The sequence below is a fragment of the Euzebyales bacterium genome, from assembly GCA_035461305.1.
Taxonomy (GTDB): domain Bacteria; phylum Actinomycetota; class Nitriliruptoria; order Euzebyales; family JAHELV01; genus JAHELV01.
In genome coordinates this window covers 22,991-48,184 of the sequence record DATHVN010000074.1, presented here as the reverse complement: position 1 = coordinate 48,184, position 25,194 = coordinate 22,991, and the positions used below count along the sequence as shown (strand labels likewise).

At 69.6% G+C, this 25,194-nt stretch carries 32 protein-coding genes; 17 read left to right on the top strand and 15 right to left on the bottom strand.

Annotated elements, in window-relative coordinates:
* The first annotated feature begins 178 nt into the window (after positions 1–178).
* Positions 179–733 carry an FAD-dependent oxidoreductase gene (locus tag VK923_07020; protein ID HSJ44414.1) on the top strand — a complete coding sequence of 185 codons (555 nt, stop codon included), beginning with the start codon at positions 179–181 and terminating at the stop codon, positions 731–733.
* A 765-nt stretch (positions 734–1,498) separates the two neighbouring features.
* On the opposite strand, the gene VK923_07015 is transcribed toward VK923_07020, so the two are convergent.
* Positions 1,499–2,098, bottom strand: coding sequence for a carboxymuconolactone decarboxylase family protein (locus tag VK923_07015; protein ID HSJ44413.1), 600 nt, complete (start codon positions 2,096–2,098; stop codon positions 1,499–1,501).
* Positions 2,099–3,035: 937 nt separating this feature from the next.
* Positions 3,036–3,239 (bottom strand): hypothetical protein, encoded by a 204-nt coding sequence (locus VK923_07010; GenBank protein HSJ44412.1) that lies wholly within the window; start codon positions 3,237–3,239, stop codon positions 3,036–3,038.
* Between the two features lie 940 nt (positions 3,240–4,179).
* Here VK923_07010 and VK923_07005 point away from each other — a divergent pair.
* Positions 4,180–4,695, top strand: coding sequence for a WD40 repeat domain-containing protein (locus VK923_07005; protein ID HSJ44411.1), 516 nt, complete (start codon positions 4,180–4,182; stop codon positions 4,693–4,695).
* Between the two features lie 15 nt (positions 4,696–4,710).
* Positions 4,711–5,007, top strand: coding sequence for a hypothetical protein (locus VK923_07000; GenBank protein ID HSJ44410.1), 297 nt, complete (start codon positions 4,711–4,713; stop codon positions 5,005–5,007).
* Between the two features lie 235 nt (positions 5,008–5,242).
* Here VK923_07000 and VK923_06995 read toward each other — a convergent pair whose 3' ends face one another.
* Complete coding sequence (locus VK923_06995) at positions 5,243–6,892, bottom strand: methyltransferase domain-containing protein (GenBank protein ID HSJ44409.1); 1,650 nt, start codon at positions 6,890–6,892, stop codon at positions 5,243–5,245.
* 79 nt (positions 6,893–6,971) lie between these two features.
* On the opposite strand from VK923_06995, the gene VK923_06990 reads away from it, so the two are divergent.
* Positions 6,972–7,562 (top strand): helix-turn-helix domain-containing protein, encoded by a 591-nt coding sequence (locus VK923_06990; GenBank protein HSJ44408.1) that lies wholly within the window; start codon positions 6,972–6,974, stop codon positions 7,560–7,562.
* A gap of 102 nt (positions 7,563–7,664) precedes the next feature.
* Here the strand turns inward: VK923_06990 and VK923_06985 are convergent, their stop codons facing one another.
* Positions 7,665–8,090: a type II toxin-antitoxin system VapC family toxin gene (locus tag VK923_06985; protein HSJ44407.1), complete on the bottom strand. Its 426-nt coding sequence runs from the start codon at positions 8,088–8,090 to the stop codon at positions 7,665–7,667.
* The gene (locus tag VK923_06980; protein ID HSJ44406.1) at positions 8,087–8,323 is read right to left on the bottom strand and encodes a type II toxin-antitoxin system prevent-host-death family antitoxin; all 237 of its coding nucleotides are present in this window, start codon (positions 8,321–8,323) and stop codon (positions 8,087–8,089) included. Before VK923_06980 ends, VK923_06985 begins: the two co-directional genes overlap by 4 nt.
* Positions 8,324–8,349: 26 nt before the next feature.
* Between VK923_06980 and VK923_06975 the strand changes: the two genes are divergently transcribed.
* Both VK923_06975 and VK923_06970 read left to right on the top strand, forming a co-directional pair.
* Positions 8,350–8,541 carry a hypothetical protein gene (locus tag VK923_06975; protein ID HSJ44405.1) on the top strand — a complete coding sequence of 64 codons (192 nt, stop codon included), beginning with the start codon at positions 8,350–8,352 and terminating at the stop codon, positions 8,539–8,541.
* A gap of 206 nt (positions 8,542–8,747) precedes the next feature.
* Positions 8,748–9,071 carry a hypothetical protein gene (locus tag VK923_06970; protein ID HSJ44404.1) on the top strand — a complete coding sequence of 108 codons (324 nt, stop codon included), beginning with the start codon at positions 8,748–8,750 and terminating at the stop codon, positions 9,069–9,071.
* 129 nt (positions 9,072–9,200) lie between these two features.
* On the opposite strand, the gene VK923_06965 is transcribed toward VK923_06970, so the two are convergent.
* From VK923_06965 to VK923_06945, 5 genes are all read right to left on the bottom strand, one after another.
* The gene (locus VK923_06965) at positions 9,201–9,368 is read right to left on the bottom strand and encodes a hypothetical protein (protein HSJ44403.1); all 168 of its coding nucleotides are present in this window, start codon (positions 9,366–9,368) and stop codon (positions 9,201–9,203) included.
* A gap of 957 nt (positions 9,369–10,325) precedes the next feature.
* On the bottom strand, positions 10,326–11,090 hold the full coding sequence (gene arsM / locus VK923_06960; protein ID HSJ44402.1) for an arsenite methyltransferase: 765 nt from the start codon (positions 11,088–11,090) through the stop codon (positions 10,326–10,328).
* Between the two features lie 121 nt (positions 11,091–11,211).
* Positions 11,212–11,547 carry a metalloregulator ArsR/SmtB family transcription factor gene (locus tag VK923_06955; GenBank protein HSJ44401.1) on the bottom strand — a complete coding sequence of 112 codons (336 nt, stop codon included), beginning with the start codon at positions 11,545–11,547 and terminating at the stop codon, positions 11,212–11,214.
* 1,327 nt (positions 11,548–12,874) lie between these two features.
* Complete coding sequence (locus VK923_06950; protein ID HSJ44400.1) at positions 12,875–13,309, bottom strand: pyridoxamine 5'-phosphate oxidase family protein; 435 nt, start codon at positions 13,307–13,309, stop codon at positions 12,875–12,877.
* Positions 13,310–13,626: 317 nt separating this feature from the next.
* Positions 13,627–13,842, bottom strand: a complete 216-nt coding sequence (locus VK923_06945; GenBank protein HSJ44399.1) for a hypothetical protein — start codon at positions 13,840–13,842, stop codon at positions 13,627–13,629.
* Between the two features lie 341 nt (positions 13,843–14,183).
* Between VK923_06945 and VK923_06940 the strand changes: the two genes are divergently transcribed.
* Positions 14,184–14,513: a hypothetical protein gene (locus tag VK923_06940; GenBank protein HSJ44398.1), complete on the top strand. Its 330-nt coding sequence runs from the start codon at positions 14,184–14,186 to the stop codon at positions 14,511–14,513.
* Here the strand turns inward: VK923_06940 and VK923_06935 are convergent.
* On the bottom strand, positions 14,470–14,820 hold the full coding sequence (locus VK923_06935) for a hypothetical protein (protein ID HSJ44397.1): 351 nt from the start codon (positions 14,818–14,820) through the stop codon (positions 14,470–14,472). The genes VK923_06940 and VK923_06935 overlap by 44 nt on opposite strands.
* 120 nt (positions 14,821–14,940) lie before the next feature.
* Between VK923_06935 and VK923_06930 the strand changes: the two genes are divergently transcribed.
* The 4 genes from VK923_06930 (at position 14,941) to VK923_06915 (ending at position 17,477) form a co-directional block, all read left to right on the top strand.
* Positions 14,941–15,180, top strand: coding sequence for a hypothetical protein (locus tag VK923_06930; GenBank protein HSJ44396.1), 240 nt, complete (start codon positions 14,941–14,943; stop codon positions 15,178–15,180).
* Positions 15,181–15,635: 455 nt separating this feature from the next.
* Complete coding sequence (locus tag VK923_06925; protein HSJ44395.1) at positions 15,636–15,959, top strand: hypothetical protein; 324 nt, start codon at positions 15,636–15,638, stop codon at positions 15,957–15,959.
* A 218-nt stretch (positions 15,960–16,177) separates the two neighbouring features.
* Positions 16,178–16,516, top strand: a complete 339-nt coding sequence (locus VK923_06920; protein HSJ44394.1) for a metalloregulator ArsR/SmtB family transcription factor — start codon at positions 16,178–16,180, stop codon at positions 16,514–16,516.
* A 7-nt stretch (positions 16,517–16,523) separates the two neighbouring features.
* On the top strand, positions 16,524–17,477 hold the full coding sequence (locus VK923_06915; protein HSJ44393.1) for a permease: 954 nt from the start codon (positions 16,524–16,526) through the stop codon (positions 17,475–17,477).
* Positions 17,478–17,602: 125 nt separating this feature from the next.
* Here VK923_06915 and VK923_06910 read toward each other — a convergent pair whose 3' ends face one another.
* The gene (locus VK923_06910) at positions 17,603–17,917 is read right to left on the bottom strand and encodes a hypothetical protein (GenBank protein HSJ44392.1); all 315 of its coding nucleotides are present in this window, start codon (positions 17,915–17,917) and stop codon (positions 17,603–17,605) included.
* A gap of 311 nt (positions 17,918–18,228) precedes the next feature.
* On the bottom strand, positions 18,229–19,437 hold the full coding sequence (locus tag VK923_06905; protein ID HSJ44391.1) for an acetyl-CoA C-acetyltransferase: 1,209 nt from the start codon (positions 19,435–19,437) through the stop codon (positions 18,229–18,231).
* Positions 19,438–19,597: 160 nt separating this feature from the next.
* Between VK923_06905 and VK923_06900 the strand changes: the two genes are divergently transcribed.
* Both VK923_06900 and VK923_06895 read left to right on the top strand, forming a co-directional pair.
* Positions 19,598–20,302 (top strand): 3-oxoacid CoA-transferase subunit A, encoded by a 705-nt coding sequence (locus VK923_06900; protein ID HSJ44390.1) that lies wholly within the window; start codon positions 19,598–19,600, stop codon positions 20,300–20,302.
* Entirely contained in the window at positions 20,299–20,952 is a 654-nt protein-coding gene (locus VK923_06895) for a 3-oxoacid CoA-transferase subunit B (protein ID HSJ44389.1), read from the top strand. Before VK923_06900 ends, VK923_06895 begins: the two co-directional genes overlap by 4 nt.
* A gap of 54 nt (positions 20,953–21,006) precedes the next feature.
* Here the strand turns inward: VK923_06895 and VK923_06890 are convergent, their stop codons facing one another.
* The gene (locus tag VK923_06890; protein HSJ44388.1) at positions 21,007–21,690 is read right to left on the bottom strand and encodes a sigma factor-like helix-turn-helix DNA-binding protein; all 684 of its coding nucleotides are present in this window, start codon (positions 21,688–21,690) and stop codon (positions 21,007–21,009) included.
* A gap of 99 nt (positions 21,691–21,789) precedes the next feature.
* Between VK923_06890 and VK923_06885 the strand changes: the two genes are divergently transcribed.
* Positions 21,790–22,101: a sigma factor gene (locus VK923_06885; protein HSJ44387.1), complete on the top strand. Its 312-nt coding sequence runs from the start codon at positions 21,790–21,792 to the stop codon at positions 22,099–22,101.
* Positions 22,102–22,309: 208 nt separating this feature from the next.
* Here VK923_06885 and VK923_06880 read toward each other — a convergent pair whose 3' ends face one another.
* Complete coding sequence (locus VK923_06880) at positions 22,310–22,711, bottom strand: hypothetical protein (GenBank protein HSJ44386.1); 402 nt, start codon at positions 22,709–22,711, stop codon at positions 22,310–22,312.
* A gap of 25 nt (positions 22,712–22,736) precedes the next feature.
* On the opposite strand from VK923_06880, the gene VK923_06875 reads away from it, so the two are divergent.
* From VK923_06875 to VK923_06865, 3 genes are all read left to right on the top strand, one after another.
* Complete coding sequence (locus VK923_06875; protein ID HSJ44385.1) at positions 22,737–23,003, top strand: MarR family transcriptional regulator; 267 nt, start codon at positions 22,737–22,739, stop codon at positions 23,001–23,003.
* A 371-nt stretch (positions 23,004–23,374) separates the two neighbouring features.
* Positions 23,375–23,869, top strand: a complete 495-nt coding sequence (locus VK923_06870; protein HSJ44384.1) for a hypothetical protein — start codon at positions 23,375–23,377, stop codon at positions 23,867–23,869.
* Between the two features lie 25 nt (positions 23,870–23,894).
* Entirely contained in the window at positions 23,895–25,154 is a 1,260-nt protein-coding gene (locus VK923_06865; GenBank protein HSJ44383.1) for an AI-2E family transporter, read from the top strand.
* The last annotated feature ends 40 nt before the right edge of the window (positions 25,155–25,194 follow it).

Here is a 25,194-nt window from a genome sequence, read left to right as displayed (position 1 = left end):
TCGACCTGGCCTCGCTACGCGACAAGCGCTGCCTCATCGTCGGAGGCCGGCAGAGCGCGTTCGAGTGGGCTGCGCTGCTCAACGAGGAGGGGGCCGCATCGGTCGACGTCTGCTACCGCCACGACACGCCCGCGTTCACCCACTCGGACTGGTCCTGTTCAACCAGCAGGTCGACCAGATGGTCGACAGCCCCGGCTGGTTCCGAAACCTCAGCGACGACGACAAGGCGGCCGTCAACGCGCGGTTCTGGACCGAAGGACGGCTCAAGCTCGAACCGTGGCTGACCGACCGGATCAGCCACGACACGGTCCACCTGTGGCCCCACAGCCAGATCACCGCGTGCGACCAGGACCCCGACGGCGCACTGCAGATCACCCTCAACAACGACGAGACGATCACCGTCGACCATGTCATCTTCGCCACCGGCTACAAGGTCGACATGACCCGCATCCCCCTACTGGCCGCCGGGAACCTGCTGCCCCGCCTGGCGCTGGAAAGGGGGTACCCACGCCTCGACGATCACTTCCAGACCAACATCCCCGGCCTGTTCGTCACCAGCATGCCGGCTGTGCAGGACTTCGGTCTGTTCTTCGCGTTCACCATCTCGGTGCGCACGTCCGCCCGGCTCATCGGACCGACCGTGCAACAGCGGATTGCCGCCAAGGCCTCGGTCGACGATCGGCTCGCCGACGTCGACCACGCGCCCTCGACGGCGTACCACACCCACCCGTAGTCAGGGGATCTCGAATCGCATCGACCGGGGCCGCGGCGCGGTGTCGAGGCTGCGATGCTTAGGACATGCAGCAGCAGCGCGAACACAAAGCAACCGTCGAGCGGGCGGCTGCCGGGGTGGGATCTTGCTGGAGCGTGCGGTGACGGCGGCGCTGGTCGCCGGCAGGACGCCGCGCGCAGTCGTCCTCGTGGAGGGCATCAGCGACCAGCACGCGCTGGAAGCGCTGGCGGAGCGGCGCGGACGGGACCTTGGTGCCGAGGGGGTTTCCATCGTGCCGATGGGAGGTGCGTCCAACATTGCGCGCTTCCTGGACCGGTTTGGCCCGAATGGACTTGACGTCACAGTGGCGGGCCTGTGCGACGCCGCAGAGACGAGCGACTTCCAGCGCGGTCTCGGCCGGGCCGGCCTCGGCTCCAACCTCACCCACGCCGAGATGGAGGCACTGGGTTTCTATATTTGTGTTGAGGACTTGGAGGACGAGCTGATCCGCTCCCTTGGCGTCGTTTCCGTGGAACGCGTCATCGACGCTCAGCGCGAGCTTGGTTCGTTCCGCACGTTCCAGAGGCAACCTGCGCAACGGGGACGAAGCAGCGAACGGCAGCTTCGGCGCTTCATGGGCACCCGCTCCGGTCGGCCGGTCGGAAGATCCAGTACGCGCGTCTGCTCGTCGACGCACTGGATCTCACCAGCGTGCCTCGGCCGCTCGAGGGCGTCCTTGCGCACGTATGACATCCAAGCGCGCCCCCAGGCTGAGAGTGCGCGTGACTACCGCTGCGAACGCATGTGCCGACCTGGTTCCCAGGCCAGGCCTTGGAGGGTCTGTTGCGCCAGTGCCAGCGGCTCCGGTTCCAGGTCGGTCGCCATTGTCTCGTTCCAGCGGTTGAGGAATCCAAACGCTGCGATCACCGCGACGATCTCCACGATCTGCCCTTCGTCGAAGTGGCGTCGCAGGTCCTCGAAGTGCTCTGGGGTCGCGGCGTTGGGGCTCTGTCCCGCGGCCAGGGCGAGCCGCAGCGCGAGGCGCTCCGCGTCGCTGTACAGGTCGCTGCGTTCGAAGTCATGGATCGCGGCGGTCTTATTCAGCGACACACCTGCCTGATGAGAACGCGCAACCTCGTGTGCCTGGCAGTACCGGCAACCGGCGCCATGGCTGGTCATCAGAGCGATCAGCGGCTTGAGCTGAGGATCGACAGCGCCGGTGGTCCACACCGTCAGGATCAGCTGTCGGAAGGCGTCGAGGATCTCGGGCTGCCGGGCCATGGTGAAGAAGCTGTTGGGCACGAAACCCATCTGCTGCTCGTAGATCTTGAACAGATCCTCGTACTGGGGCAGGTCCTCCCTGCGGAGCGGCTGGACATTGGCCATCTGCGCCTCCTCGCGCCTCCACTGCCCGTTGGGCAATCCGTGTCTGTGTACGACAGCATCACCGAGGCGGATGGCGGAGGCTAGGGACAGACAGTAGGAGCCGGGCTGCATCTCCTAGGACCCATGGCGGAGACGAACCTACGTGTGGTGATCGAAGGTCCGGGTCGATGGGTCAGCGAGCGGACCCTCCGCTCGGGGCTTGGGTCGTGCCCGCCAGGCAGGCCTCCTGCTCGAGCCGGGACTGGTCGATCTGCTGGTCCGAGAGGTCGAACGCGAGCCGGGCGCTGCCACTGCTATCACACGCGCTGCGCCAGACCCGGCAGCGGAGGGAGGGCCGGACGCTCACCGTCGACGCGTATCGCGCCAGCGGTGGCATCCGCGGTGCGGTCGCGCAGACCGCCGAGCACGTCTATGAACAGGTACCGGACGCGCAACGGGTGGTGCTGCGCACCTGTTGCTGCGCCTGGTGTCGCCTACCGTCGACGGCGAGCCGGTGCGTGCCCGGGTGCCGCGGGCGGCTGCTGACCGCCGACGCCAGGCAGAGGAGCTGATCGAAGAACTCGTCGCATAGCGGCTGCTGACCAGCGACGACGGCACCGTCGAGCTGGCGCACGCGCCGCTTGTGCGCGCGTGCCGCGGCTGCGTGCCTGGCTGGACGACGACGTCGACGGCCAGCGGATCCTGCGCCACCTGACTATCGCCGCCGATGCGTGGCACGCGCTGGGCCGCCCCGACAGCGAGCGGTACCGGGGGCGTGCGGCTGACGCGCGCGATCGAGTGGCGGGACCGCGCGGAGCCCGACCTCAACCCGACGGAGTGGCGTTCTTCCACGCCAGTCAGGCGCTGGCAGACGCCGAGCGCCGCGCCGCCGAGGAGCGCGCTCGCCATCAGGTACGGGTCAACCGGCGGCTACGTCAGCTGCTGACCGGAGCCACCATCATGCTCGCAGCAGCTGTCGTTCGCTGGACTGGAGGCGTGGCAGCAGGCCGACCACGCGGCCACCGCTGCCCGCGCTGCCGATGCCCGCCGCGTTGGCTCGCAGGCGCTGGTCACCCACGACCGCTCGCAGCTGCTTGCCGTCGAGGGCGTCCGCCTCGACGACTCGCCCGACACACGTGCCACCTGCTCGGCGCGCTGTCACGCGACCCGCAACTCATCGGTGCCACACGCCACCGCAGACCGCCGCTGACGGCCGCCGCGAGTCCCGACGGCGACGTGATCGCCGTCGCCGATCCCTTCGACGGCGTGACGTTCCTCAACCGTGTCACGCTCGACGAGGTCGGGACGGTGCGCGACCCGGCGTGGACATTGGAATTCAGTCCCGACGGCGAGCAGCTGGCGGTGGTCGCCAACGACTGGACGCCACTTCCGATCTCCATCAAGATCGACCCGCTCCCCGTCCTCCTCGATCCGCGCACCAGCCGCAGCGAAGGCAGCTCGGCGGTCAGCCGAACGGTCCAGCGCGCTCGACGTCGCATACAAGGGGGGATGGGCGCTTCCTGGCCGCGTGTGCGACGTCGCCAGCGGACGGCGACGCCGCACGACGGAGACAACGTCACCGCGATGGTGCTCAGCCCGGACGGCACGCAGGTGGCGGTGCGGACGGGGACGAGATCGTCATCCTCGATGCGGCGACGCTGCAGCAGCGCCGCCTGCAAGGCCATACCGAGGACATCAACGAACTCCGGTTCTCCCACGACAGCACGCTGCTTGCATCGGCGTCGACCGATCAGACCGCGATCGTCTGGGATTATTGCCACCGGCGAGCCCGTGGATCAGCTTCGTGGGCACGCAGAGGGAGTGGGAAGCCTCGCATTCAGCGCAGACGACGCGACGCTGTACCGCGTCGACCGATCGCGCGGTGCTGGCCTGGGACCTCACAGGTACCCGGCGCTTCATCCCACGCCGCGCCGAGGTGCAACTCGACTACGAGGCCCTGGGTGAAGTGATGGCCCGACCGCCCCGGATGGCCAGACCACGGCATTCGGCGGGTATGGCGCGACGCTGCAGCTCGTAGATGTGGACCGCGGCCGGGCTGGGCAGGTGATCGACACCGGACACGGCGAGTTCGGCGCGGTGGCGTGGCGACCGACCGACTCCAGGCGCCTGGCCACCGCCGGTCGCGACGGCCATGTCGGCTGTGGGACACACGCACGAGCGAGCCGACGCTCATCGCGGACCGCGCGCTGGGCGACGGTCACATCGGCGCGCTCGACTACACCACCGACGGCACGCGGCTGCTGGTCGGGGAGCGAGCCGGCGCGCTGTACCTGATCGACGCCGAGCGTTTGGAACCGGTCACCGACCCCGTGCGGCTCGCCGAACGGATGCGCTGGGCGTTCGTCGCCTCCGATCAGCGCACGGCGTTCGCCCTGACCTGGGACGAGCGGTTCCACGTGGTCAACCTGGAGGACGCCAGGGTCCTCCGTTCGGGGGAGGTAGGCTTCCATCCCACCTTCGCCGCTTTCTCACCGGACGGCACGCGCGCCGCGGTCGCCGGCCTGACCGGTCAGGTCGGCGTGCTCGACGCAGCGACGGACGAGTGGGTCAGGCCGCCGGTGATCGGCCACAAGAACACGGTGTGGATGATCAACTAGGCTCCGAACGGCTCCATGTTCGCAAGCGCCGGCGGGGATGGCCGCGTCGGCCTGTGTGACGCCCGGACAGGCGAGCACATCGGCACCGTGGCGCCCGGCCGACCCGGCGTCACTGCGTTCCCGAGCTACCTCCCCGACGGCAACACGGTGCTGATCGCCGCCGCCGACGGCGCGTTCTACGCCTGGGACATCAGGCCGGAGCAGTGGGTCGACTTCGCGTGTTCCGTTGCGCGGCGCAACCTGACCCCGGTCGAGTCCGACGACGCCTTCCCCGTCGGCCCTACAACCGAACCTGCCGACAGCCGTCCGTGAGTGGGACGAGCGCACTTTGAGAGGGACGACCAACTTCATGGGTAGCCCCGAGGTGGGCATCGCGCAACCTCGGTGACGCGGACGTGCGACGACCATCGCACACCGGTCAGCTGACTCGCCTCTCAAGTGACGCCGGGCGAAAGCAGACGTACTGCTGGACCGTCATCGTCCCCCAAGGCGCGATCGTGACATCCCTCATCGACATAGGACAGCCGGGGATACGGCGCGGCTGGCATCATGCTCGTGGTGACGGGGCGAGGCGTTGGATCTTCACGACCGCGTCGGTCTGGGTGTGCGGGTTGTCGTTATCACCCGGGGTGTCGCGCGGGATGTCGGCGGCGCGTTCGACCTGCCATCGTGTGGGCTCGAGGTCGAGGTCGGCGAGCACCTCGTCGGGTGTCGGGAAGTCCGTGCCCGGTTCGGCGTCGACATGTGCGGGTTGCGGGCCGGCATGTCCGACGATGAGCAGGACACCGCCTGGCGCGACGACGGATGCGGCGGCGCGCAGGATGCGTTCACGTGGCAGATCGCTCGGCGAGTGCAGATAGTGGACCGACACCAGATCGAAGGCGCCGGTCGGTTGCCAGTGCGCGAGGTCGTGGCGTAGCCAAGAGATCCGGTCTCCGACGCCGGCGGCGGCCGCCCGCTCGCGGGCGCGCTGCAGGGCCGGCCGGGCGATGTCGACGGCGGTGACGATCCAGCCGTGCTGCGCGAGCCAGATCGCGTCGCCACCTTCGCCGCAACCGAGGTCGAGAGCGGTTCCCGGGGTCATGTCCGTTGTCTCGCGGACCAAGACCGCGTTCGCTTCGCCTGACCAGTGCTGGTGCGGCTCGGTGTAGAACCTGTCCCAGTAGCTGTCGGCTGTGTCACCAGCGCGCACGGTGGTCTGCAGCGCCCGCTCGGCGCGGTGCCGCTCGACCGCCCGGTCGGCGTCCTCGGCCACGAGATCGTGGTTGATCGCCGCGGCGGCGTGCACGCCGGTGGCCGCCGAACTGATCAGCATGGCGCGCAGGTCCGCGACGTTGCCCGCTACCCACACGCCGGCGACGTCGGTCGCGCCGCTGTCATCGGCTGCGATCAACGTGCCGACAACGTGATCACCGATGAGCTGCTCGGTGGCCGATAGACCCAGCCCAGCGAGCACGTCTATGCGCGCGGCGAACGTCGGCTGGACGGCGAGCGCGTCACGTTCGATGATGTGTCCATCGTCGAGCCGCACGCCTGTCAGGCGGTCGTCGTGCACGTCGAGGTCGGCGACGCGCCCGTCGACGACACGCACGCCGCGTGCTGTGAGCCGTTCCCGCTGGGCGTCGTCGGGGGGCGGTGCGGTGTGCGTGAACAGGGTCACATCCGCGCTCTGCTGCCGCCACAGCAACGCCCACTCGGCGGTCAGCGGCGTGGTGGCCAGCACGCCGATCGCGCGGTCGCGGACCTCCCAGCCGTGGCAGTAGGGGCAGTGCAGCACGTCGCGACCCCACCGCTGTGCCACGCCGTTGACAGCGGGCAGCTCGTCGACGAGTCCCGTGGCCACAAGCAGCCGACGTGCCAACACCGGTGATCCATCGCCGAGCTCGAGACGGAACGCTCCGTCCGTCCGCGCGGCCGACGTGACGGTGCCGGTCACGATCCGTCCGCCGTAGCCGGTGAGCTCGTCGCGGCCGGCCGACAGCAGCTGCGATGGCGCGGCGCCATCCCGCGACAGGTAGTTGTGCAGATGCGCGGCGGGTGCGTTGCGGGGCTGTCCCGCGTCGATCACGAGCACGCTGCGACGGGATCGTGCCAGGGCCACAGCGCCGCTCAGCCCGGCTGCGCCGCCTCCGATCACCGCCACGTCCCAGGTGCCCGTGTGTCCGCCGATCGGTTGCGCATCAGACGCATCGGTCATGTCCATCACCTCCAGCGGCAACTCTGCGCGGCTCGGGCGACAGCTGCAACGTTCTCTGCCGGTACGGCAAAGTGGAGGCATGGACGAGGACCTCGCCGCCGCGCTGCACGCCATCGGCCCCCGCCTGCGATCACTGCGTCAACGCCAGGTCCGCACACTCGAACAGGTCGCCGAGGCGACCGGCATCTCGATCAGCACACTGTCGCGCCTCGAGTCAGGTCAACGCCGACCAGCGCTGGAGCACCTGCTGCCGTTGGCGCGCACGTACCGGGCGCCGCTCGACGAGCTCGTCGACACACCCACCGCGCCCGACCCGCGCGTCCGCACGCGGCCGCTGACCCGCAACGGCACGACGTTCCACCCGCTGACGCGCCACCAGGGGACGCTGCAGGCCTACAAGGTGATCATCCCCCCACCACCGCCCGCGCGGCGCCGCCGAGCCCCAGCTGCAGGTCCACACCGGACACGAATGGCTGTACGTGCTATCGGGCCGGCTGCGGCTCCAGCCGGCGAGCACGACCTGCAGCTCGACGCCGGCGAGGTCGCCGAGTTCGACACCCGGGTCCCCCACGCCCTGAGCAACCCTGGACCCGGGCCGGTCGAGCTCCTCACCCTGTTCGGTCCCGACGGCGAACGCATGCACGTCCGCGCCCGCCCATCAGGCAGATGACCGACAAGCCGCACCGGCGGCGTCCCGAACACCCCCCGAGGCTGACGTATGTCGCGGCGTCCACGGCTATCGAGCGGTCTGCGGATGCGGGACCGGCCACGATTATCGGGCGGTCTGCGGATGCGGGACGGCCACGACGTCGAGGTCGTCTATGCCTGAGAAGTCGTTCGGGTTGACGGTGTAGATCGGCAGACCGTTGGCGATGGCCACCGCTGCGATCATCGCGTCATACGCCCGTGCGCTGGACTTGCGACCTGCGCGCCGCAGCGACGCCGTCACGCGTCCGAATGCTCGGGCCGCCGCCGTGTCGAACGGCAGCGCGTCGAAGTCGGCTTCGGCCTGCTGTACGTGCGCCTGTCTGGCGGCGCGCTGTTCCTCGCTGGTCGCGACCAACGGGCCAACGGAGAGCTCTGCGAGCGTGATGGTGCTGATGAGCGGCTCGGCGGGCAGCATCGATGGGTCGTCGAGCTGCGGCAGGAGAATCACCGTGTTGGTGTCCAACAGCCCATGGACGGCCGGTTCGCTCACAGGCCGGCGTCGATGACGCCGTCGAGGTCGCTGCGCAGTTGATCGGGGTCGACGTATGGCAGTCGGCGCCATCTCGCGAGCAACGCGGAGGCGGCCGTCGCCTTGCGCGGCAGCGGCCGGAGCTCTGCCACTGGGACCCCGGCGCGGGTAACGGTCAGTGTCTCTCCGCGGGTGACGCGGTCGAGCACCTCGCTGCCATGGTTGCGGAGTTCGCGCACATTGACTTCACTCATGACCAGTAGCGTATCACGCGTGATACATGATCACCCGCACGTGTTCGATGATCATCATGCTGTGCATCGTGCGTCGCAAGCCCGAAACCCTGCTGCGGCTCGAGGTCGAGATCCTCGCGACCGTAATCGCAGCGCAGCGGTTCGGGCAGCCGCGGTTCCACGGGTTCGAGCTCGCCAAGGCGCTCGCCGAGGGTGCAGGGGCGCGGTCGTTGACGTAGCACGACACGCTGTACAAGGCACTGGGCCGCCTGGAAGATCGCGGGCTGCTGGCCTCCCAGTGGGAGGATCCCACGATCGCCGCGGAGGAGGACCGGCCGCGGCATTGGCTGTACGAGGTGACCGGCGCCGGCGAGCGGGCGCTGGCCGGATGGCGCGCGCAGCAAGCCGCCGCGACGCCCGGCCGCCGGCCGGGGCGTGCGGGCACATGAGCGGGATCGACCGTGCCGACGCGTTCGCCCGCTGGCGGGTCGACCGTTACACCGCGGCGCTGCCGGCCCTGGTCGCCGGCCGGTGGAGAGCCGAGATCCGTTCGGATGTGTGGGAGCAGCGGGCGTGGGCGGCGACGATCGAGACCACCTCAGCTCTGGTCGCGGCGTCGATCGTCCGCCGGGTCGTGGTGGGCATGGTCAGCGACCTGTGGTGGCGACGCGCCCAGCTGGCGGCCACGCGCGGCCGGCCAGCGACGTCAGGGGCGCACACATGTGGTCATGGCTGCGGCGGACGTGGTGGCAGGCCCTGGCCTGTGTGATTGGCGGGATCGAAGGCGGCACCGGCGTGTCGACGCCACTCGAGGACCCCACCGTCGGAGGCCTGATCGCGCGCATCATCGCCGCCGCCGGGGCCTGGTGGTCATCGCCGGCCTGGCGGTCCGCCGGCATCAGGGGATGCGCGGCGACCTGATGATCACCGCGGGGGTGCTGCCGGCCGTGCCGTGGTAGTGGACGTACGTCTTCCCGCTCGCCGGGTCATCGTGTTCGCCACCGCGCTGCGCGGCCGACACGCTGCCATCGGCCAGAGGCTTGACGCCACGGGCCAATGACCGCATCCGTGTGGGGCTCGTGGTCCCGTTGACCGCAGCAACCGTGGCGTGGCGTCTTCATCGGCAGCCCCGGCGCAGCGGCCGTGCTCGTCAACCCGCTGCTCGCCGCACTGGTCGCCCACGCCGTCGTCCACAGACGAACCGACCCTGGTGCCCACCGTCGTGCAGGTCGCGGTGTGCTGCCAGGGCCTCCTGCTCGCCCACCGCAGGCATCGCGGGGTCTGCGGGCAGCCGTCTGGTGGTCGTCGGTCGCGCTCGCGGGCCCCGCCGGTCTTCCTCCCGGTCGCGTCGGGACGCTGCTCGGAATCGACGAGAACGGTGTGTCGGGTTGGGTCGCTCGGCCCAATGGCAGCGATGGCCTTTGGCGTGCTGACGATGCCGATCGCGCTGACACTGCAGGCGGTCACGTCCATCGTGCCGGCCGTCCTGCCCCGGCGTGCGGCAGTTGCGATGCTGTGGCTGGTCCGCTCCCGCCCCTGCTGTTCGTACTTGGGGGCGTGGCAGAGGGATCGGTGGAATCTGTCGGCACGATCGTACTGGTCGCCTCTTCGTGATGTACTGGGTCGTGGTCGGCCGCACGCTGCCGTCCGACGGCTGACTGAACCACCTCGCGCCATGCACTTGAAGGCATCGGCACCCGACCGTGAGGCAGCCGAGGTCCTCCCAGGCGCGAGCGCCGCTGATCGTCGACGTCGCACGACTCGCGCCGGGCCGTGGCCGGTGGGGAGGTGATCATGGGGATCGTCACGCCATGGCCCGGCGGGCTTCTGTCCGGTCGACGACCCGCCGACATGATCGTGGACGGAAACCGCCCGCAGCGCATGGTTTCTGTCCGAGGCAGCCTAGCGCCCACACCCAGGGTCACGCGCAGGTACCGTCACACCGTCCGGGTATCGGCCACCCCCGGGTCTTCATGGTGCATGAGGCCCCGGCCTCGTTCTCCTGGCGGCGCCAGCGCCTGAGTCAGGCATGACGCAAAGGCTTCGTTGCGCGGACGACCGCGCTGTGCATGTCGTCGACGACGCTGCGCGTCGGTTCGATCTCGATGGAGTCGAAGCCCGCGGCGGCCAGCCCATCGCGGTACTCGGCGAACGACAGGGCGCCAGCGATACAGCCGACGTAGCTGCCTCGCTCGGCTCGCTCGTCGGCGCTGAGGTGGTCCTCGGCGACGACGTCGCTGATACCTATGCGGCCCCCCGCTCGAAGCACTCGGTGCATCTCGGCGAACACCGCCGGCTTATCAACCGACAGGTTGACGACGCAGTTGGAGATGATCAGGTCGACGGACATGTCGGGAAGCGGCAACGCCTCGATGTCACCCTTGCGGAACTCGACGTTGTCCACACCGGCGTCGGCAGCGTTGCGCCCGGCGAGGTCTAGCATCTCGTCGGTCATGTCCACGCCGTAGACGAACCCGGTTGGTCCCACCCTGGCGGCGGACAGCAGGACATCGATCCCACCGCCCGATCCGAGGTCAAGCACCGTCTCCCCCTCGGCGATGGCGGCGACCGCAGTTGGGTTGCCACAACCGAGACTGGCCAGCGCCGCCGCCTCGGGCAGCACCGACCGCTCCTCGACGGAGTAAAGCGCGACGCCGAAGTCCTCGGCCGCCGTGGTCCCGCAGCCACCTCCACAGCAGTCGCCACCGACCGGGGTCGTCGTGGTGGCCGCCGCCGCATACCGCCGCCGGACCTGCTCGCGTAGGTCGTCGCCACGCACGTCGCTCATCGTTGCCACTCCTGCGCCTAGGGGCGCATCGACGTTCATCTATATCGAAGGTAGCGCACGCATCGACGTTCATCAATAACCTGGGGCGCCGTGCTGCAGGGTGGCGAGCCGACCGATCGGCCTACGCCAGGGCGGAGCGCATCATCTCCAGCTGGTCGCGGCGGACGCGGTAGTAGACCCACTGACCACGCCGTTCCCGGTCCAGCAGCCCGCTGTCGTGCAGTACCTTCAGGTGGTGCGACACCGTCGGTTGCGACAGGCCAACCGGCTCGACGAGATCACAGTTGCACGCCTCCCCCGCAGGCCGCGCCGCGATGAGCGACAACAGCCGCAGCCGGGCCGGGTCCGCCAGGGCCTTGAACAGCTGTGCCATCTGCTGCGCATCGGTCTCGGTGATCGGAGCGTCGAGCAGCGGCACGCAGCAGTCGGCGGTAACGCGTTCGTCCGTCGTCGTCATGTCCCCAGTATGCCCGATACATTGACGAGCGTCGATGTACTGGCAGGATAGCACATCGACATCTATCAATATATCTCCGTCCGGCCCACCACGTGGCATCAGCGACGCCTCCACTCCACCGTCGATCGACTCCTCACCGAACCTCGACACGGCCGACGCACGCTGCCCAAGGGTGTCGTGGTGGTCCTTACGAGGCCATGACCCCACCCGCAGCCGTCTCGCTCCGCAGCGCGCCGTCGATGCGGTCGACGGCAAGGTCGTCGACGTCGGCGATCACCTGCCATATCCCGTCGGTCGATGTCGGCGGTGGCCACTACGCCCTCGTTCAGCGGCTCGGCCGTCCTCGGACAGAATCACCGGTTCCGCGACCCGGTCCATCGCGACGCCCCCCGAACTCCTCCGCGACCACCAACCTACGGCAGCAGTCGCCTTGCTCCGCGCGCAGGGCGCGGCGTCCGACCACGACGCGTGGGCGGCGATGGTTGATGACTGGCTGACGCTTCGCAGGCGACCAGGTGCTCATGCTCGCCACCGAACGTGTCACCGTCGCCGACACTCAACCGGCTGGCCCGCGCCCAACTCGTCGCCCGCGGCGACGTCGCCAGACGCTCACGCGTCTTCCTGCAGCCCCACGACCACCGCGCCATCACACTCGCCGTCAGGGACGAGATCGTCCTGTGCCGCAACCCCGACACACCGGCCCGATGGCACAACGATCGCGGTCCGCAACGGCATGACCGGCCACGTCAGGGCTGCCAACCGCCGCCGAATCACGATCGGACTCGACGCCGCGACCGCACCCCAGACTGACCCTCGCGCGTGACTCTCCCGCCGAGTACGCCGGCAAGCACGTCGATTACGGGTACGCCCGCACGGTCGACACCGCCCAAGGCGCCACCATCGACGACAGCCTTCTTCACACCCTCCGCGTCGGCGAGCGCCGAACGCGCCTACGTCGCCCTGTCCCGCGGACGACTGTCCACCCGCATCTACGCCACCCACGACCGCGCCTGGATCGACGCCATCGGACAGCGTCGTGGCCACGCGTTCGCCGTCGACCAGTCACCGGGCACGAATGGCACCCTGCACAAGGACCGCGACTCCGCAGCCTGGCCCGCCACAATGCCCGTCGCCCGCCAGTCGAGATCGGCTTGTAGTCCTCACGCCACAGATGCGGCGCCGAGACCATCTCCACGAGCATCGAGGTAGCCGAAGTCTCATTCCGCAAGGGCCACGCGTGAGCCCGGTGGGGACCAGAACCCAGAACACCACCCGAGCGTCACCAGTTGATGACGACACGGGGGAGCGACTCCGGATCAGGGGTCAGTCAGAGGAAGCGGCGGCCGGCCAATGTTGCGACGTCCATGCGAAGGTAGTAGGAGTCTTCGTCATCTGCCCACGGTCGAAGTCGCGACCGACGTACTTGGGCAAGCTCGTCCTCGTCCGTGAGCGTGCGCAAACGACCGAAGGCCAACACGCTCCAACTCTGCTCCCGCGCCGGTGGTGTTCCCGGCTCGGCTACGTTCTCGACATGGTCGATCTCGAAGGTCACCTGCCGCATCTCCAATGCAGCGAGCAGGGTGCTGCCGGGTGCGGTGTGGAAGTAGATGAGGTTGCCGTCGGCGATGTAACTCATGGGGAAGACGACGGGCCCGCCGGCGTCGACGAACGCCAGCCGTCCGACGCGCGGCCGGCGGGTCGTGAGCAGATCGAGGCACTCGTCGGACGAGAGCTCGTTCATCGACGTCCGTGTGCGCAACATGGCTGCTCCGAGGTGTCGTCGATCCCCTGGCGTCGCGGGCGAACGAATACCGGGACCCGTGTCGTGTCGGCCCTCAGCAGTTCCAGCGCGCTCCCAGCGGGCGGAGAGCCCTCCAGTGTAACGCGCTTACCCCTTCAGACGGTGGCCCCCTGTGAATTGATCGATCCGAGCGGCCGCGTCCTGACGCCTGACACCCGTTGCCCGGTCGGCGACGACCGGGAATCCGCTTCACCCGGCGTTTCAGAGGGAGCGGATCAGGCGTCGCGGCTGATCAGGCCCGAGCGCGGATCAGTGCGACGGAGCACCGTGCCGGAGGCCTACTGCTCCACGTCACGTTGCGGCACAAGGGCAAGCTGTGGACCGTTGGGGGTGTGTTCGATGTCTAGCGCGTGGTCGGCGAGCGTGTCAACGAGTTCCGGTGCGACGTAGATCTCGGTGCCGCTCTGCTGCGTGACTCCGTCGCCCGCCTTCGGCTCCTCCGCGAAGGCGAGCGCGACCGTTGGCGGTCCGTCGTCGCCCACCTCCGCGAACACGGCATGTGACGGTGTTCATCGACGCGATCGTGGTCAAGATCCGCGACGGGCAGGTCACCAACCGGCCCGTGTACACCTCATCGGGTCACGGTCGACGGGCCACGCGACATCCTCGGGTTGTGGGTCGGCGCCGGTGGGGAGGGCGCCAAGTTCTGGGGCTGCAGGTCCTGAAGGAGATCAAGAACCGCGGGCACCACCGACGTGTGCATCGTGGTGTGCGACGGGCTGACCGGGCCCGCCGGATGCGATCACCGCGACCTGGCCGCTGGCGGTGGTCCAGACGTGCGTGCGGCACCTGATCCGCACACCTTAAGCGGGCGTCCCGCAAGGACTGGGACGCCATGGCGCGCGCCGTGCGGCCGCTGTACACGGCGGTCGACGAGCAGGCGGCCAAAGAGCGGCTCGGCGAGTTTCTTCTCTTGTCGTCAGAAGCCTCGATCCGACCGGGAAGGACGCCAACGCTGGATGAACCGCTGGCGGCCCGCCTGAACACCTTCGCGCTAACCTTCGAAGGGCGCATTCCCCGCAACCGCATGACACCGCCGACGCTCATTACACCGTTCGTCCGACGGTCCCCTGGCGCCTGCTTCAGGGCCGCCGGTCGCACACGAGACAGCCTCGACCTGCTTACTGATGGCGCGTTCCGCGGTCACGCGACAGGGCGTCGATGAACCGCTCGAACCAGGCGTCCGGGCTCTCGTTGCGTAGGTCGTAGTGGAACCGCCGGGTGAGCCGCTCGGCCTCGACGCCCGGCCGGAACGCGTCGTCGTGGTCCGCGTCGAGCGCGGCGAGTACGAACAGCCGTTCGTCGTCGTCGTCGAGGTTGTGGACGTGGCTGGCCAGGGACCGGAGGCCATCGGCACTTCGGCGGTTGCGATCGTCGTCGGGGTGCTCTTCTGCGTTAAGGTCCCGCCAGCGCGCCTGTTCGTAGAGGTAGTCGGCCAGACGCTGCCGACTCGCGGCTGTCGTGTTGTCCATTGGCGCTCCGGTCTGGAGTGCACCCGAGTGGCGTCATGGTGTGTCCGTTGGTCAGCGTAGCGTCGGGATCTCGCGGCCATGAGAGACTTGTCGCAGGGAATGATGCAGGGAGTCGGAGAGATGGACGATCGATGGGAGCACCGTGTCGAGGTGTTCGGCATGGAGTGGCGGCGCCAAGCGCGCCTACCGGATGCCGAGGGACTGCAGCGCAAGCTCAACGAGTGGGGTGCCGAAGGCTGGCAGTTGCTCGCATTCGACACGGTTCGCGACGAGCACCCGGCCTCCGGATCGGACGCGCCCACCGATCCTTCGCCGAGGACCGCGTACATCGCGATCCTCAAGCGTCGCATGACCTCGTGAGCCGCCGCGCTGCCTGCGGGTGCGGGTGACCACAGGCCCCGCGCAGAAGGCGGTGAAATCGGTAGGCCGCGCAATGCAGACGGCCCGTTGATCGCGTCGTCCAGACATGCGCGCCGCATGGCCCCGTCACCGGCGGGCCGAACCCGAAAGGCGCCCAACCTCAATCGTCGCTGACTGTCTCGACTGGGGGCGTGCTGGTCCGACGGACACGGGTCGCCATGCACCGGCATCGCGGCGGTCCGTCCCGACCGGCACGACCGACCGGGTCGCTGGCGAGACACGACATCGCCGCGTCAGGCGGCAGAACATGAGACCAGTCATGACAACCTCTGCCCAGTCGGCGTGCCCCGCGATCTCTACGAGGCGCTCGGCCGCGACGGCATCACCGCTGCATTTCCCGTCTGATTAGGCAGCTGCGCTGTTCGACACCATCACGGGCCGCGGTCTCTGCGGGCGTGCACGACCGGTGCGGGCAACACCCTCGCCTTCTCGATTTCCGCTGGCTGCTGCGCGCCACCAGCAGCACTCCCGGGTGCTCCAGCGCGCTGGTGCTGGTGCCGACGCGCAAGCTCGCTGCGCGGATCGCCGCGGTGCTCCAGCCGCTGCCGGATGTGCGCGGCCGTTCAGTCGCCACCTTCTACGGCGGCACGAACATCGCGCGCGACCGGCGGCGGCTCAGGGTCGGTGCGACATCGCCGTCGCGTGCCCTGGCCGGCTCGCTGATCTGGTGCGACGCAACACATCAATTTTGGTCATGTGCGGACAGTTGTGCTCGATGAGGCCGATCGGATGGCCGAGATGGCTGCCAGAGGTGCGGCGGCTGCTCAACCGGACCGCGCACGACGGTCAGACACTGCTGTTCTCGGCGACGCTCGACGGCGGAGGCGACAGGAGCTTCGCCTCCGCCGTCGCCGTCCCGGCGCATCCAGGCGTTGCGGGCAGCCGCGTCCGGTATTAATCTTTCATCGTCGATGAACGATTAAGAGTGAGGATTGGCGTGCTTGACCGGCCATCTGCCGAGGTGTACGCGAGCTGGTTCCGGTGCCTTGCCGACGCCACAAGGATCCAGATCCTGCACCTGCTGGCCCGCACTGGACGGCCACTGACGGTTGGGGAGGTCGTCGCCGCGGTCGGCGTCGGCCAGTCGACCGTCTCGGCGCACCTACGTCGCCTGGCGGACCTGGAGTTCGTCTTCGTCGATCACGTTGGCACGGCCAGCCACTACCGGATCAATGACGACTGCCTGACCTCGTTCCCCGCGGCCGCGGATGTCGTCATGGGCAGGTTGCCCCGCGCTGTCGGTGACCCGCTCGCGGCCGCGCCATGGCACGGCTGACGCGGTCATGTCCTCATCGAGTGCCACCGCGGCAGTCGGCGTCGCGTGGCTGGTCGTCGAGCTCGTCGCCTTGTTCCTCGTCATCGCCGGGGGCGTCGAGCTCACGGCCAGGCGGCTCGGCCTCGACCGGCTGCGGCGCCTGCTCGGCGGTACCCGGCTGGCAGGTGCCACGAAGGGTGTCGCGCTGGGCTTCTTGACCCCGTTCTGCACCTACTCGGCGATTCCGGTGCTCATCGCCATGCTCGACGCCGGCGTCCGCACGTCGGCGTGGACCGGGTTCCTGCTCGCGGCACCCGTCCTCGACCCGCTGATCGCCGTCGCGCTCGCAGTCGTGTTCGGACCGGCGGTCGCGATCGCCTACACCGCCATCACCGGCGCTGGCATCCTCGCCGCCGCCCTGCTGGCGGACGCCGCCGGGATCGGGGCCCGAACCGGCTCGCGCATCCGCCGGGGGTCGGTGGCGCCGGTCGGATCGTCCGTCGACACGAGTGCAGGCGATGTCGTCGGCGAGCCGGACCGCGTGACCGATCGGACGCCGTGGCGAGGGTGGCCGGCAGAAGCCGGCCATGCCGCCGTCCACGCCCGGCATCTACTGCGCGAGATGGCCGTGCCGCTCGTCATCGCCGCCGTCGTGGCGGTGATCATCACCGGCGTGGTCCCGCAGGATGCAGTCGTCGCGGTCGCTGGACCCGACAGCCTCGTCGCCGTGCCCGCTGCCGCGTTGCTCGGTGCACCACTCTACGTCTCCGGCGAGGCGTTCCTGCCCATCGCCGCCGCGCTACGTCACCAGGGCATGGGCGATGGCGCACTCGTCGCGCTCATCATCGCCGGCTCCGGAGTCAACCTCCCGGAGCTCACCATCCTCGGCCGTCTGCTCGACCGGCGGGTGCTCGCTGCACTCGTGGGTGCGATCGTCACCATCGCCACGATCGCCGGCTACCTGGTTCCTGCGGTCACATGACGCGGGACGGGGTGGCAGCGACGTCTCGAACTGGCGCAGCGGAGCGGAGGTTCGCAGCCCCGCTCCCCGTGCTCAGTGGGTTGGCCTGAGTTCCGTTGCTGTGGTTGAAGACGTCGGAGGCCTCGTCACGGTCGTGGGAGAGGGTCGGCGAGCTGGTGACGCGCGACGTGGTCGGCGCGGTGGCGCAGGTGCTCGCGGCTGGCACCGGTGGGCGCCAGCGCGGCCGCGCGCAGCAGGATTTCGCGGGCCTGCTCGACATCGCCGCAGCGAGCGAGCAGCTCGCCGCGGGCCGCTTGGAAGGCGTGGTACCGGTCGAGGCGATCGAGGGCATCGACGAGCGCCAGGCCCACCCGGGGTCCGTCGACCTCGGCCACGGCGGCACGGTTGAGTGCCACGACCGGGCTGGGGTCGAGCGCGTACAGGTGGTCGTACAGCGCCACGATCTGCGGCCAGTCGGTGTCGGCGAACGTGACCGCGTCAGCGTGGACGGCGTTGACCGTCGCCTGGAGCTGGAGAGGCCCGGCAGGTCACGGCGCAGGCAGGCCCGCACGAGCTGCTGGCCCTCGACGAACGAACAGGATCGAACAGATTGACAGCTGCCGACCAGAAAACCTCTCACGGCGTTACGGTTGCCGGCGATGTCGGCAGGTTCGGACGGCCCGCCGAGTCCGGCGCGCGGCTGCGCGGGTTGCCCGGCAGTCGCTGAGAAGCTGTGGCCGAACTCGGCCATGTCGACGTCGGCCGCGACCGCTCAGACGCGCTCGAAGACCGCGGCCAGGCCCTGACCGCCGCCGATGCACATGGTCTCCAAGCCGTAGCGCGCGCTCCGCCGGACCATCTCACGCGACAGCGTCGCCAGGATTCGCGCCCCGGTGGCCCCGACGGGGTGACCGAGGGAGATCCCGGAGCCGTGCACGTTGACCCGTTCGAGGTCGTCGTCGCTCAGGCCCCACGTGCGCAGCACCCCCAGCGCCTGCGCCGCGAACGCCTCGTTGAGCTCGATCAGGTCCATGTCCGCCAGGGTCAGCCCGGCACGCTCCAGTGCCGTCGTCGTTGCCGGGACCGGGCCCAGGCCCATCGTGCGGGGATCGCAACCGGCGACACCCGAGGACACCAGGCGCACCAGCGGTGTCAGGCCGTACCGCTCGGCCGCCTCCGGCGTGGTCACGACGCACAGGGCGGCCGCGTCGTTCTGACCCGAGGCGTTCCCGGCGGTCACGGTGGCCTTCGGGTCCTGACCGTGCATGATCGGCGTGAGCTCGGCCAGACGTTCCAGCGACGTGTCGGCGCGGGGGTGCTCGTCGGTGTCGACGACGGTCTCGGACCTGCCGGTGCGCACGGCCACCGGCACGATCTCCTCCGCGAAGACCCCGTCGTGCTGCGCTGCCGTGGCGCGCTGATGGGACATGAGCGCCAACGCGTCCTGGTCCTCCCGGCTGATCCCCATCTGGCGGCGCACGTTCTCAGCGGTCTCGATCATGCCGCCCGCGATCGGGAAGGACGCCCCGCCGGCGGTGACACGGGCACGGCCGAGCTGGTCGTGCATCTGGCTGGGCCGGCCCCGCGCACCCCACCGCACGTCGGTGGAGTAGTAGTACGCGTTGCTCATGGACTCGACGCCGCCGGCCACGAGCAGCTCGCTCGCTCCGGCCTGGACCTGCATCGCCGCGTACAGCACCGCCTGCAGCCCCGAACCGCACCGCCGATCCACGTGCAGCCCGGGGACCGCGACAGGCAGGCCAGCGTCCAGCCCGATCACCCGACCGATCGCCGGCGCCTCGGGCGACGGCCCGGCGCATCCGACGACGATGTCCTCGACGACCTCGCCGTCCAGGCCGGTGCCCTGCAGGATCTCCCGCAGCACCGTCGCACCGAGCTCGGTCGCGCTGACGTCCTTCAGCGATCCGCCGTACCGACCGATCGGGGTGCGCAACGGCTCACAGATCACAGCATCACGCATGGCGCAGGCTCCTCGGGTCGGGGGCGACGGCCCCGTGGATAGTATGAGCCGCGCTGCGCCCACAGCGAGGACGCCGCAGCCCGGACCGGGCACGCCGCAGCGAACTGCGTCGCGCCTCGCGGGGCGCGACAATGTTCGGCCCTCGACCGAGGAGCAGCCGGTGCGTCAGTCGATCACCGAGGACCCGGCGGCGGCGGTCGCCGACATCAAGGACGGGATGACCCTGCTGATCGGCGGGTTCGGCACCGCCGGGCAGCCGGTCGAGCTGATCGACGCGCTGATCGACCACGGTGCCGGCGACCTGACGGTCGTGAACAACAACGCCGGCAACGGCGACGAGGGCCTGGCGAGGCTGATCGAGCTGGGCCGTGTGCGGAAGATGATCTGCTCGTTCCCCCGGCAGAGCGACTCCTGGCACTTCGACGCCGCATACCGCGCCGGAGAGATCGAGTTGGAGGTCGTGCCGCAGGGCAACCTCGCCGAGCGGATCCGTGCCGCCGGAGCCGGCATCGGCGCGTTCTACACGCCCACCGGGTACGGCACGCTGCTCGCCGAGGGCAAGGAGACCCGTCGCATCGACGGAACCGACCACGTACTGGAGTATCCGATCCGCGGAGACGTCGCGCTGGTCAAGGCGCACCGCGCTGACCGCGCCGGCAACCTGGTCTACCGCAAGACCGCCCGCAACTTCGGGCCCATCATGGCAACCGCCGCGCGCAGCACCGTGGCCCAGGTGCACGCGGTCGTCGACGTCGGAGGCATCGACCCTGAGGCCGTCGTCACACCAGGGATCTTTGTCGACCGGGTGCTGGTGACACATGATCCGCACCAGCGGACAGCGGACATGCGGCAGGAGGACGCATGACCCAGCCACTGACACGTCAGCAGTTGGCGCAACTGGTCGCGGCCGACATCCCGATGGGGGCCTACGTCAACCTCGGCATCGGCATGCCGACCACGGTCGGGGACCATCTCACCCCCGAGCAGGACGTCACGCTGCACACCGAGAACGGGATGCTCGGCATGGGCCCCGAAGCGCGCGACGACGAGGTCGATCCCGACCTGATCAACGCCGGCAAGATCCCGGTGACCGAGCTTCCCGGCGCGTCCTACTTCCACCACGCGGACTCGTTCGCCATGATGCGCGGAGGCCACCTGGACCTGTGCGTGCTGGGTGCCTTCCAGGTCGCGGTGAACGGCGATCTCGCCAACTGGCACACCGGCGAGCCGGATGCGATCCCAGCGGTCGGTGGCGCAATGGACCTGGCGATCGGTGCCAAGCAGACCTTCGTCATGATGCGCATGTTCACCAGGGACGGGACCGCGAAGCTCGTCACCGAGCTGACCTACCCGGTCACAGGACTCGACTGCGTCAGCCGTATCTACACCGACGTCGCCGTCATCGACCTCGCCGACGGGCGCGCGACCGTGACCCGGACCTTCGGCGGCCGCAGCGTGGCCTCGCTGTGCGACGCCACCGGCCTGGACCTCATCGATGGCACGACGACCTCCTGACGGCGCGGTCGTCTCACATCACGGTCGTGCCCGAGCGGGAACGCACCGCTGGCATCAGTCGTCGCTGAGGACGGCCGCGGCGATCCTCCGGACGCGTTCAGGATCGGCGATCGCATCCATCTCGACGATCCTGCCGTCGGTCACGGTGAAGCCCATGACGGCGAAGGGCCGTCCGGCGACAGTGATGACAACTCCCGCAGCCCCGTTCACCAGTGCCGGGCGCAGGTGGGCAGCGGGGAGCGCGCCCATGACCGCCTGCCTCGCCACAGCAGCCGCACCACGGACCACCGCCGGGACCGCCGGTCGCCGGTCGCCGAAGTCGGACCGCAGCACGACGTCGGGGTCGAGCAGTGCGACGAGGGTGTCGAAGTCACCCCCACGCGCGGCCTGGAAGAAGGCGTCCACCACGTCCCGTTGCCGAACGACATCGGGGTCACGTCTCGGCAGCTCGGCGCCGTTGACACGCCGCCGTGCCCTGCTCGCAAGCTGCCGGGCTGCCGCAGGAGACGGACCGAGCAGGCGGGCGATCTCGTGGAAGGGCAGCTCGAACATGTCGTGGAGCACGAACGCGAGCCGCTCCGCCGGTGTCAGGGCATCGAGCACGACGAGCAGTGAGAGACTGACGGAGTCCGCCAGCACCGCTTCCTCGTCGGGCTCGAGCGCTCCCTCGGGGGTGATGACCGGATCGGGGATGTGGCCGAGGGACTGCTCACGTCTGGTGTTGCGTGACCGCAGCATCGTCAGACACGCGCGCGACGATCGTGGTCAACCGCTCTTGTCACAACCGTCGTGTCAGTGGTGTCACTTCAATGACGTGGCCACGCGAGGATGTGACCGATGGACGAGCACGAATGGCTGGCGGACCGCTTCGAGGAGCACCGGGTCCATCTGCGGGCAGTGGCTTACCGGATGCTCGGCTCGCTGGCCGAGGCTGACGACGCGGTCCAGGACACGTGGCTGCGCGTCGCCCGGGCGGGAGCGAGTGATGTCGAGAACCTCGGCGGGTGCGTCATGGCAATACCCATCCTGGTCACCGGCGGCACGGGCACCCTAGGGACGGCTGGTCGTCGCTCGGCTGGCGATGCCGGATGCGACGTCCTGCGCTCAGCCGGCGCTGCCACACCGGCGGCGATGGCGTCGAGTTCGTGACCGGTGACCTGGCCACTGGCGATCAACGCCGCCGTCGATGGCGCCGCGATCATCGTCCACCTGCGCCGGCAGCACCACGGGCGACGACAAGGCGCGGCACCTGGTCCGGGCTGCGTCGCACAGCGGCGCCACGGCACCTGGTCACATCTCGGTCGTCGGGGCCCGACAGGACCCCCGTCACCAGCGGCATCCACCGCGCGATGTTCGGCTACTTCGCATCCAAGCTCGCCGCGGGGCGGGTCGTGGCCGACTCCGGCCTGGCATGGACGACGCTGCGCGCCACCCACTTCCACGACCTGATCCTGCTGACAGTGCACAGCTGGCCAGCGTGCCCGTGCTGCCGGTCCCGGCCGGGTTCCGGTTCCAGCCGGTCGGCGCCGGCGAGGTGGCCGATCGGCTCGTGGAGCTCGCGCTCGGCACGCAGGCCGGCCTGGTCCCCGACGTCGCCGGGCCGCGGGTCCACGAGATTGCCGCCCTGGTCCGCGGGTCCGTGCGGGCCCGGGCCGGCACCGGCCCCCTGCCGGTCCGCGTCCCTGGCAGAGCGGCCCATGCGTTTCGGGCGGGCGCGAACCTGGCTGGTGTCGCCGTCGACGAAGGTCACGTTGGACATGCATGGCGAGCGCGGGTGACCAGGCATGGGCGATCACGACGTTGGTGGAGGCGGCGGACCTGCTCGCCAGCGAGGCGGAACGCCGGCTCAGGGAGCAGGTCGGGCTATCGCTGGCCGAAAGGAGGTCCTGTTCCGGATCTCGCTGGCAGGCGGATCGATGCGGATGGCCGAGCTCGCCCAGGCCCTGCTGTTCACCGCGGGCGGTGCAACACGCATCGTCGACCGCATGGTGCGCGCGGGACTGGTCGACCGCGCGGGGTCGAGGGCGATCGGCGCGCGACCCTCGTCGTGATCACCCCCTCGGGTCGCCGCCAGCTCAACAGGACCGGAGCCGTGTTGGAGGGGATCGTGCGCGACCTGTTCGAGCCGCACGTGACCGACGACGACGTCGCGGCGCTGACCCGCATCCTGTCGAAGATCGTCGTCGGCAGCAGGCGCCGGGCCGGACCGCGCGGCCGGCATGGAGTTCGAACGCTCGATTCGCCGGGCCGGCCAGCCGAGCGTCCGCACCCGCGCGTGACGGACCGACGATGCCGCGGCGTGACCTGGACGCATCACCCACGAGAAGGGCCCGGCCGGTCACGGGCGGTCGCCGGCGATGGTGCGTCGCGTCCGCACTTCACGTACGCTCAACCAACGTGTCGCTGATCGAAGTCGATTCCGATGACCGCCTCCCCCCTACCGGATCCGCAGGCCGATGTGGCGCACGAGGCAGCCTCGCTGCGTCGCATCGCGATGACGCTGGCCGTCGCGCGCGTCGCGGCCTACATCGCCTACGCCTGGGTGATGGTGTCGCTGATCATCCTTGCGTTCGGCTTCTTCCTCCTGCTGTTCGCCGCCAACCCGGACGCCCCGTTCACCCACTGGGTGTACCGCCACCTCGCCGACACCATGGAGCCGTTCCGCGGCATCTTCCCCCAGCAGTCGATCGAAGGCGGGTCGACGCTGGACGTGTCGATCCTGTTCGCGATGTTCGTCTACACGCTGATCGCGCTCGCGGTGCGCGGCGTCATCGACTGGCTGACGTACCGTCGCGACCGGCTCGAGCGCCGGTTGCATCAGGACACCGAGTTCCTGCGACGTGCGCAGGCACGGACGACCGCCCCCGGATCGGAGCAGCTGGGCTCACCCGACCAACGGACCCCGCCACAATGGTGACCGACGGCCGCGAACGGTCGCCGCGATGAGCGAGCCAACGACGGACCGGCCGACTGGCGACTCGAGCCGACCGTGGGCGCCGGACCCGGCCAGCGCACTGGTGCCGACATGGTTCCGGCGGCGGGTCTGGTACGTGCTCGCGGCGATCGGCGGCGCGCTCGCGCTGTGGTGGATCGTCCGCGAGATCGCTGGCCTGCTCGTCCTGCTGCTCGTGTCCCTGCTGCTGTCATTCGCCCTGGAGCCCGCGGTCAACTGGCTCGCGCGGCGGGGACTGCGGCGGGGCATCGCAACCGGCCTGGTCATGGTCGGTGTCGCGCTCGCCGGCATCGTCATGGTCGGCGCGATGGTCCCGCTCGTCATGACAGAGGCGGTGGAGCTGGCGGCGGAGTTCCCGGCCTGGATCGTGTCTGTCAGTGCGTGGACCGAGGCCCGACTGGGCATCGAGCTGGCAGCACCTGAGTCGCTGACCGGCGTCGATGGGCTCGTGAACCGGTTGGTGTCCCTGTTCGGCGGCATCGCCGACGGCGTGCTGGGCGTGGCGGGCGGCATCACGTCGACGCTGTTCGCGGCGCTCACGGTGGCGCTCTTCAGCTTCTACCTCGTCGCCGAAGGCCCCGAGGTCCGGCGCAACGTGTGCGCACTGCTGCCACCACACCGCCAACGTCAGGTCCTGCGGGCGTGGACCATCTCGATCGACATGATGGGCGCCTACCTGTACTCGCGGGCCCTGCTCGCCCTTGTCGGTGCAGTGATCAGCTACGGCGTGTTCACCGTGCTGGGCGTCCCGTTCGCACTCGCCCTGGCGCTGTGGATGGGCGTCGTGAGCCAGTTCATCCCGACCGTCGGGACCTATCTGGGCGCGGCCGTGCCCACCCTGGTCGCCCTGACGGTCTCCCCCGCCTCGGCCCTGGGTGTCGTCGTCTACGCGGTGATCTACCAGCAGCTCGAGAACTACCTGATCGCACCGCGCCTGACGGCGCGGACGATGTCGCTGCACCCTGCGGTCGCCTTCGGCGCCGCCCTGGCCGGCGGAGCGATCAACGGCGTGGTCGGCGCGTTCTTCGCACTGCCGGTGGTCGCGACCGTGCAGGCATTCGTGTCGACCTACATCCAGTACTACGACGTGGTCGACGTGGTCGACGACGACCTGATGACGGGTCCGACCGGGGAGGCACAGCACGACATCACCGGCGACGAGCCCGGCACCCGCCTGCGCGCCGCGCTGCGCCGGCGCTCACGGCGGGACAGACCGGTGAAGGTCGCCCACGACGAGCCACTGGCGTAGTCGTCCGCGCCGCGTGGTCCGGCCCAACGAGGCCGTCTGC

Excerpts from the sequence above, each read along its gene's own strand:
- VK923_06950 (HSJ44400.1), bottom strand. The coding sequence starts at position 13,309 with ATGTTGCGCACACGGACGTCGATGAACGAGCTCTCGTCCGACGAGTGC.
- VK923_06895 (HSJ44389.1), top strand. The coding sequence starts at position 20,299 with ATGACCCAGCCACTGACACGTCAGCAGTTGGCGCAACTGGTCGCGGCC.
- VK923_06975 (HSJ44405.1), top strand. The coding sequence starts at position 8,350 with ATGATCACCCGCACGTGTTCGATGATCATCATGCTGTGCATCGTGCGT.
- VK923_06935 (HSJ44397.1), bottom strand. The coding sequence starts at position 14,820 with ATGGACAACACGACAGCCGCGAGTCGGCAGCGTCTGGCCGACTACCTC.
- VK923_06940 (HSJ44398.1), top strand. The coding sequence starts at position 14,184 with ATGGCGCGCGCCGTGCGGCCGCTGTACACGGCGGTCGACGAGCAGGCG.
- VK923_06885 (HSJ44387.1), top strand. The coding sequence starts at position 21,790 with ATGGACGAGCACGAATGGCTGGCGGACCGCTTCGAGGAGCACCGGGTC.
- VK923_07020 (HSJ44414.1), top strand. The coding sequence starts at position 179 with ATGGTCGACAGCCCCGGCTGGTTCCGAAACCTCAGCGACGACGACAAG.
- VK923_06890 (HSJ44388.1), bottom strand. The coding sequence starts at position 21,690 with ATGCTGCGGTCACGCAACACCAGACGTGAGCAGTCCCTCGGCCACATC.
- VK923_06875 (HSJ44385.1), top strand. The coding sequence starts at position 22,737 with ATGGGCGATCACGACGTTGGTGGAGGCGGCGGACCTGCTCGCCAGCGA.
- VK923_07015 (HSJ44413.1), bottom strand. The coding sequence starts at position 2,098 with ATGGCCAATGTCCAGCCGCTCCGCAGGGAGGACCTGCCCCAGTACGAG.
- VK923_06865 (HSJ44383.1), top strand. The coding sequence starts at position 23,895 with ATGAGCGAGCCAACGACGGACCGGCCGACTGGCGACTCGAGCCGACCG.
- VK923_06995 (HSJ44409.1), bottom strand. The coding sequence starts at position 6,892 with ATGACCGATGCGTCTGATGCGCAACCGATCGGCGGACACACGGGCACC.
- VK923_06880 (HSJ44386.1), bottom strand. The coding sequence starts at position 22,711 with ATGTCCAACGTGACCTTCGTCGACGGCGACACCAGCCAGGTTCGCGCC.
- VK923_06990 (HSJ44408.1), top strand. The coding sequence starts at position 6,972 with ATGGACGAGGACCTCGCCGCCGCGCTGCACGCCATCGGCCCCCGCCTG.
- VK923_06970 (HSJ44404.1), top strand. The coding sequence starts at position 8,748 with ATGAGCGGGATCGACCGTGCCGACGCGTTCGCCCGCTGGCGGGTCGAC.
- VK923_06915 (HSJ44393.1), top strand. The coding sequence starts at position 16,524 with ATGTCCTCATCGAGTGCCACCGCGGCAGTCGGCGTCGCGTGGCTGGTC.
- VK923_06955 (HSJ44401.1), bottom strand. The coding sequence starts at position 11,547 with ATGACGACGACGGACGAACGCGTTACCGCCGACTGCTGCGTGCCGCTG.
- VK923_07000 (HSJ44410.1), top strand. The coding sequence starts at position 4,711 with ATGTTCGCAAGCGCCGGCGGGGATGGCCGCGTCGGCCTGTGTGACGCC.
- VK923_06905 (HSJ44391.1), bottom strand. The coding sequence starts at position 19,437 with ATGCGTGATGCTGTGATCTGTGAGCCGTTGCGCACCCCGATCGGTCGG.
- VK923_06980 (HSJ44406.1), bottom strand. The coding sequence starts at position 8,323 with ATGAGTGAAGTCAATGTGCGCGAACTCCGCAACCATGGCAGCGAGGTG.
- VK923_06870 (HSJ44384.1), top strand. The coding sequence starts at position 23,375 with ATGACCGCCTCCCCCCTACCGGATCCGCAGGCCGATGTGGCGCACGAG.
- VK923_06930 (HSJ44396.1), top strand. The coding sequence starts at position 14,941 with ATGGACGATCGATGGGAGCACCGTGTCGAGGTGTTCGGCATGGAGTGG.
- arsM (HSJ44402.1), bottom strand. The coding sequence starts at position 11,090 with ATGAGCGACGTGCGTGGCGACGACCTACGCGAGCAGGTCCGGCGGCGG.
- VK923_06965 (HSJ44403.1), bottom strand. The coding sequence starts at position 9,368 with ATGCGGTCATTGGCCCGTGGCGTCAAGCCTCTGGCCGATGGCAGCGTG.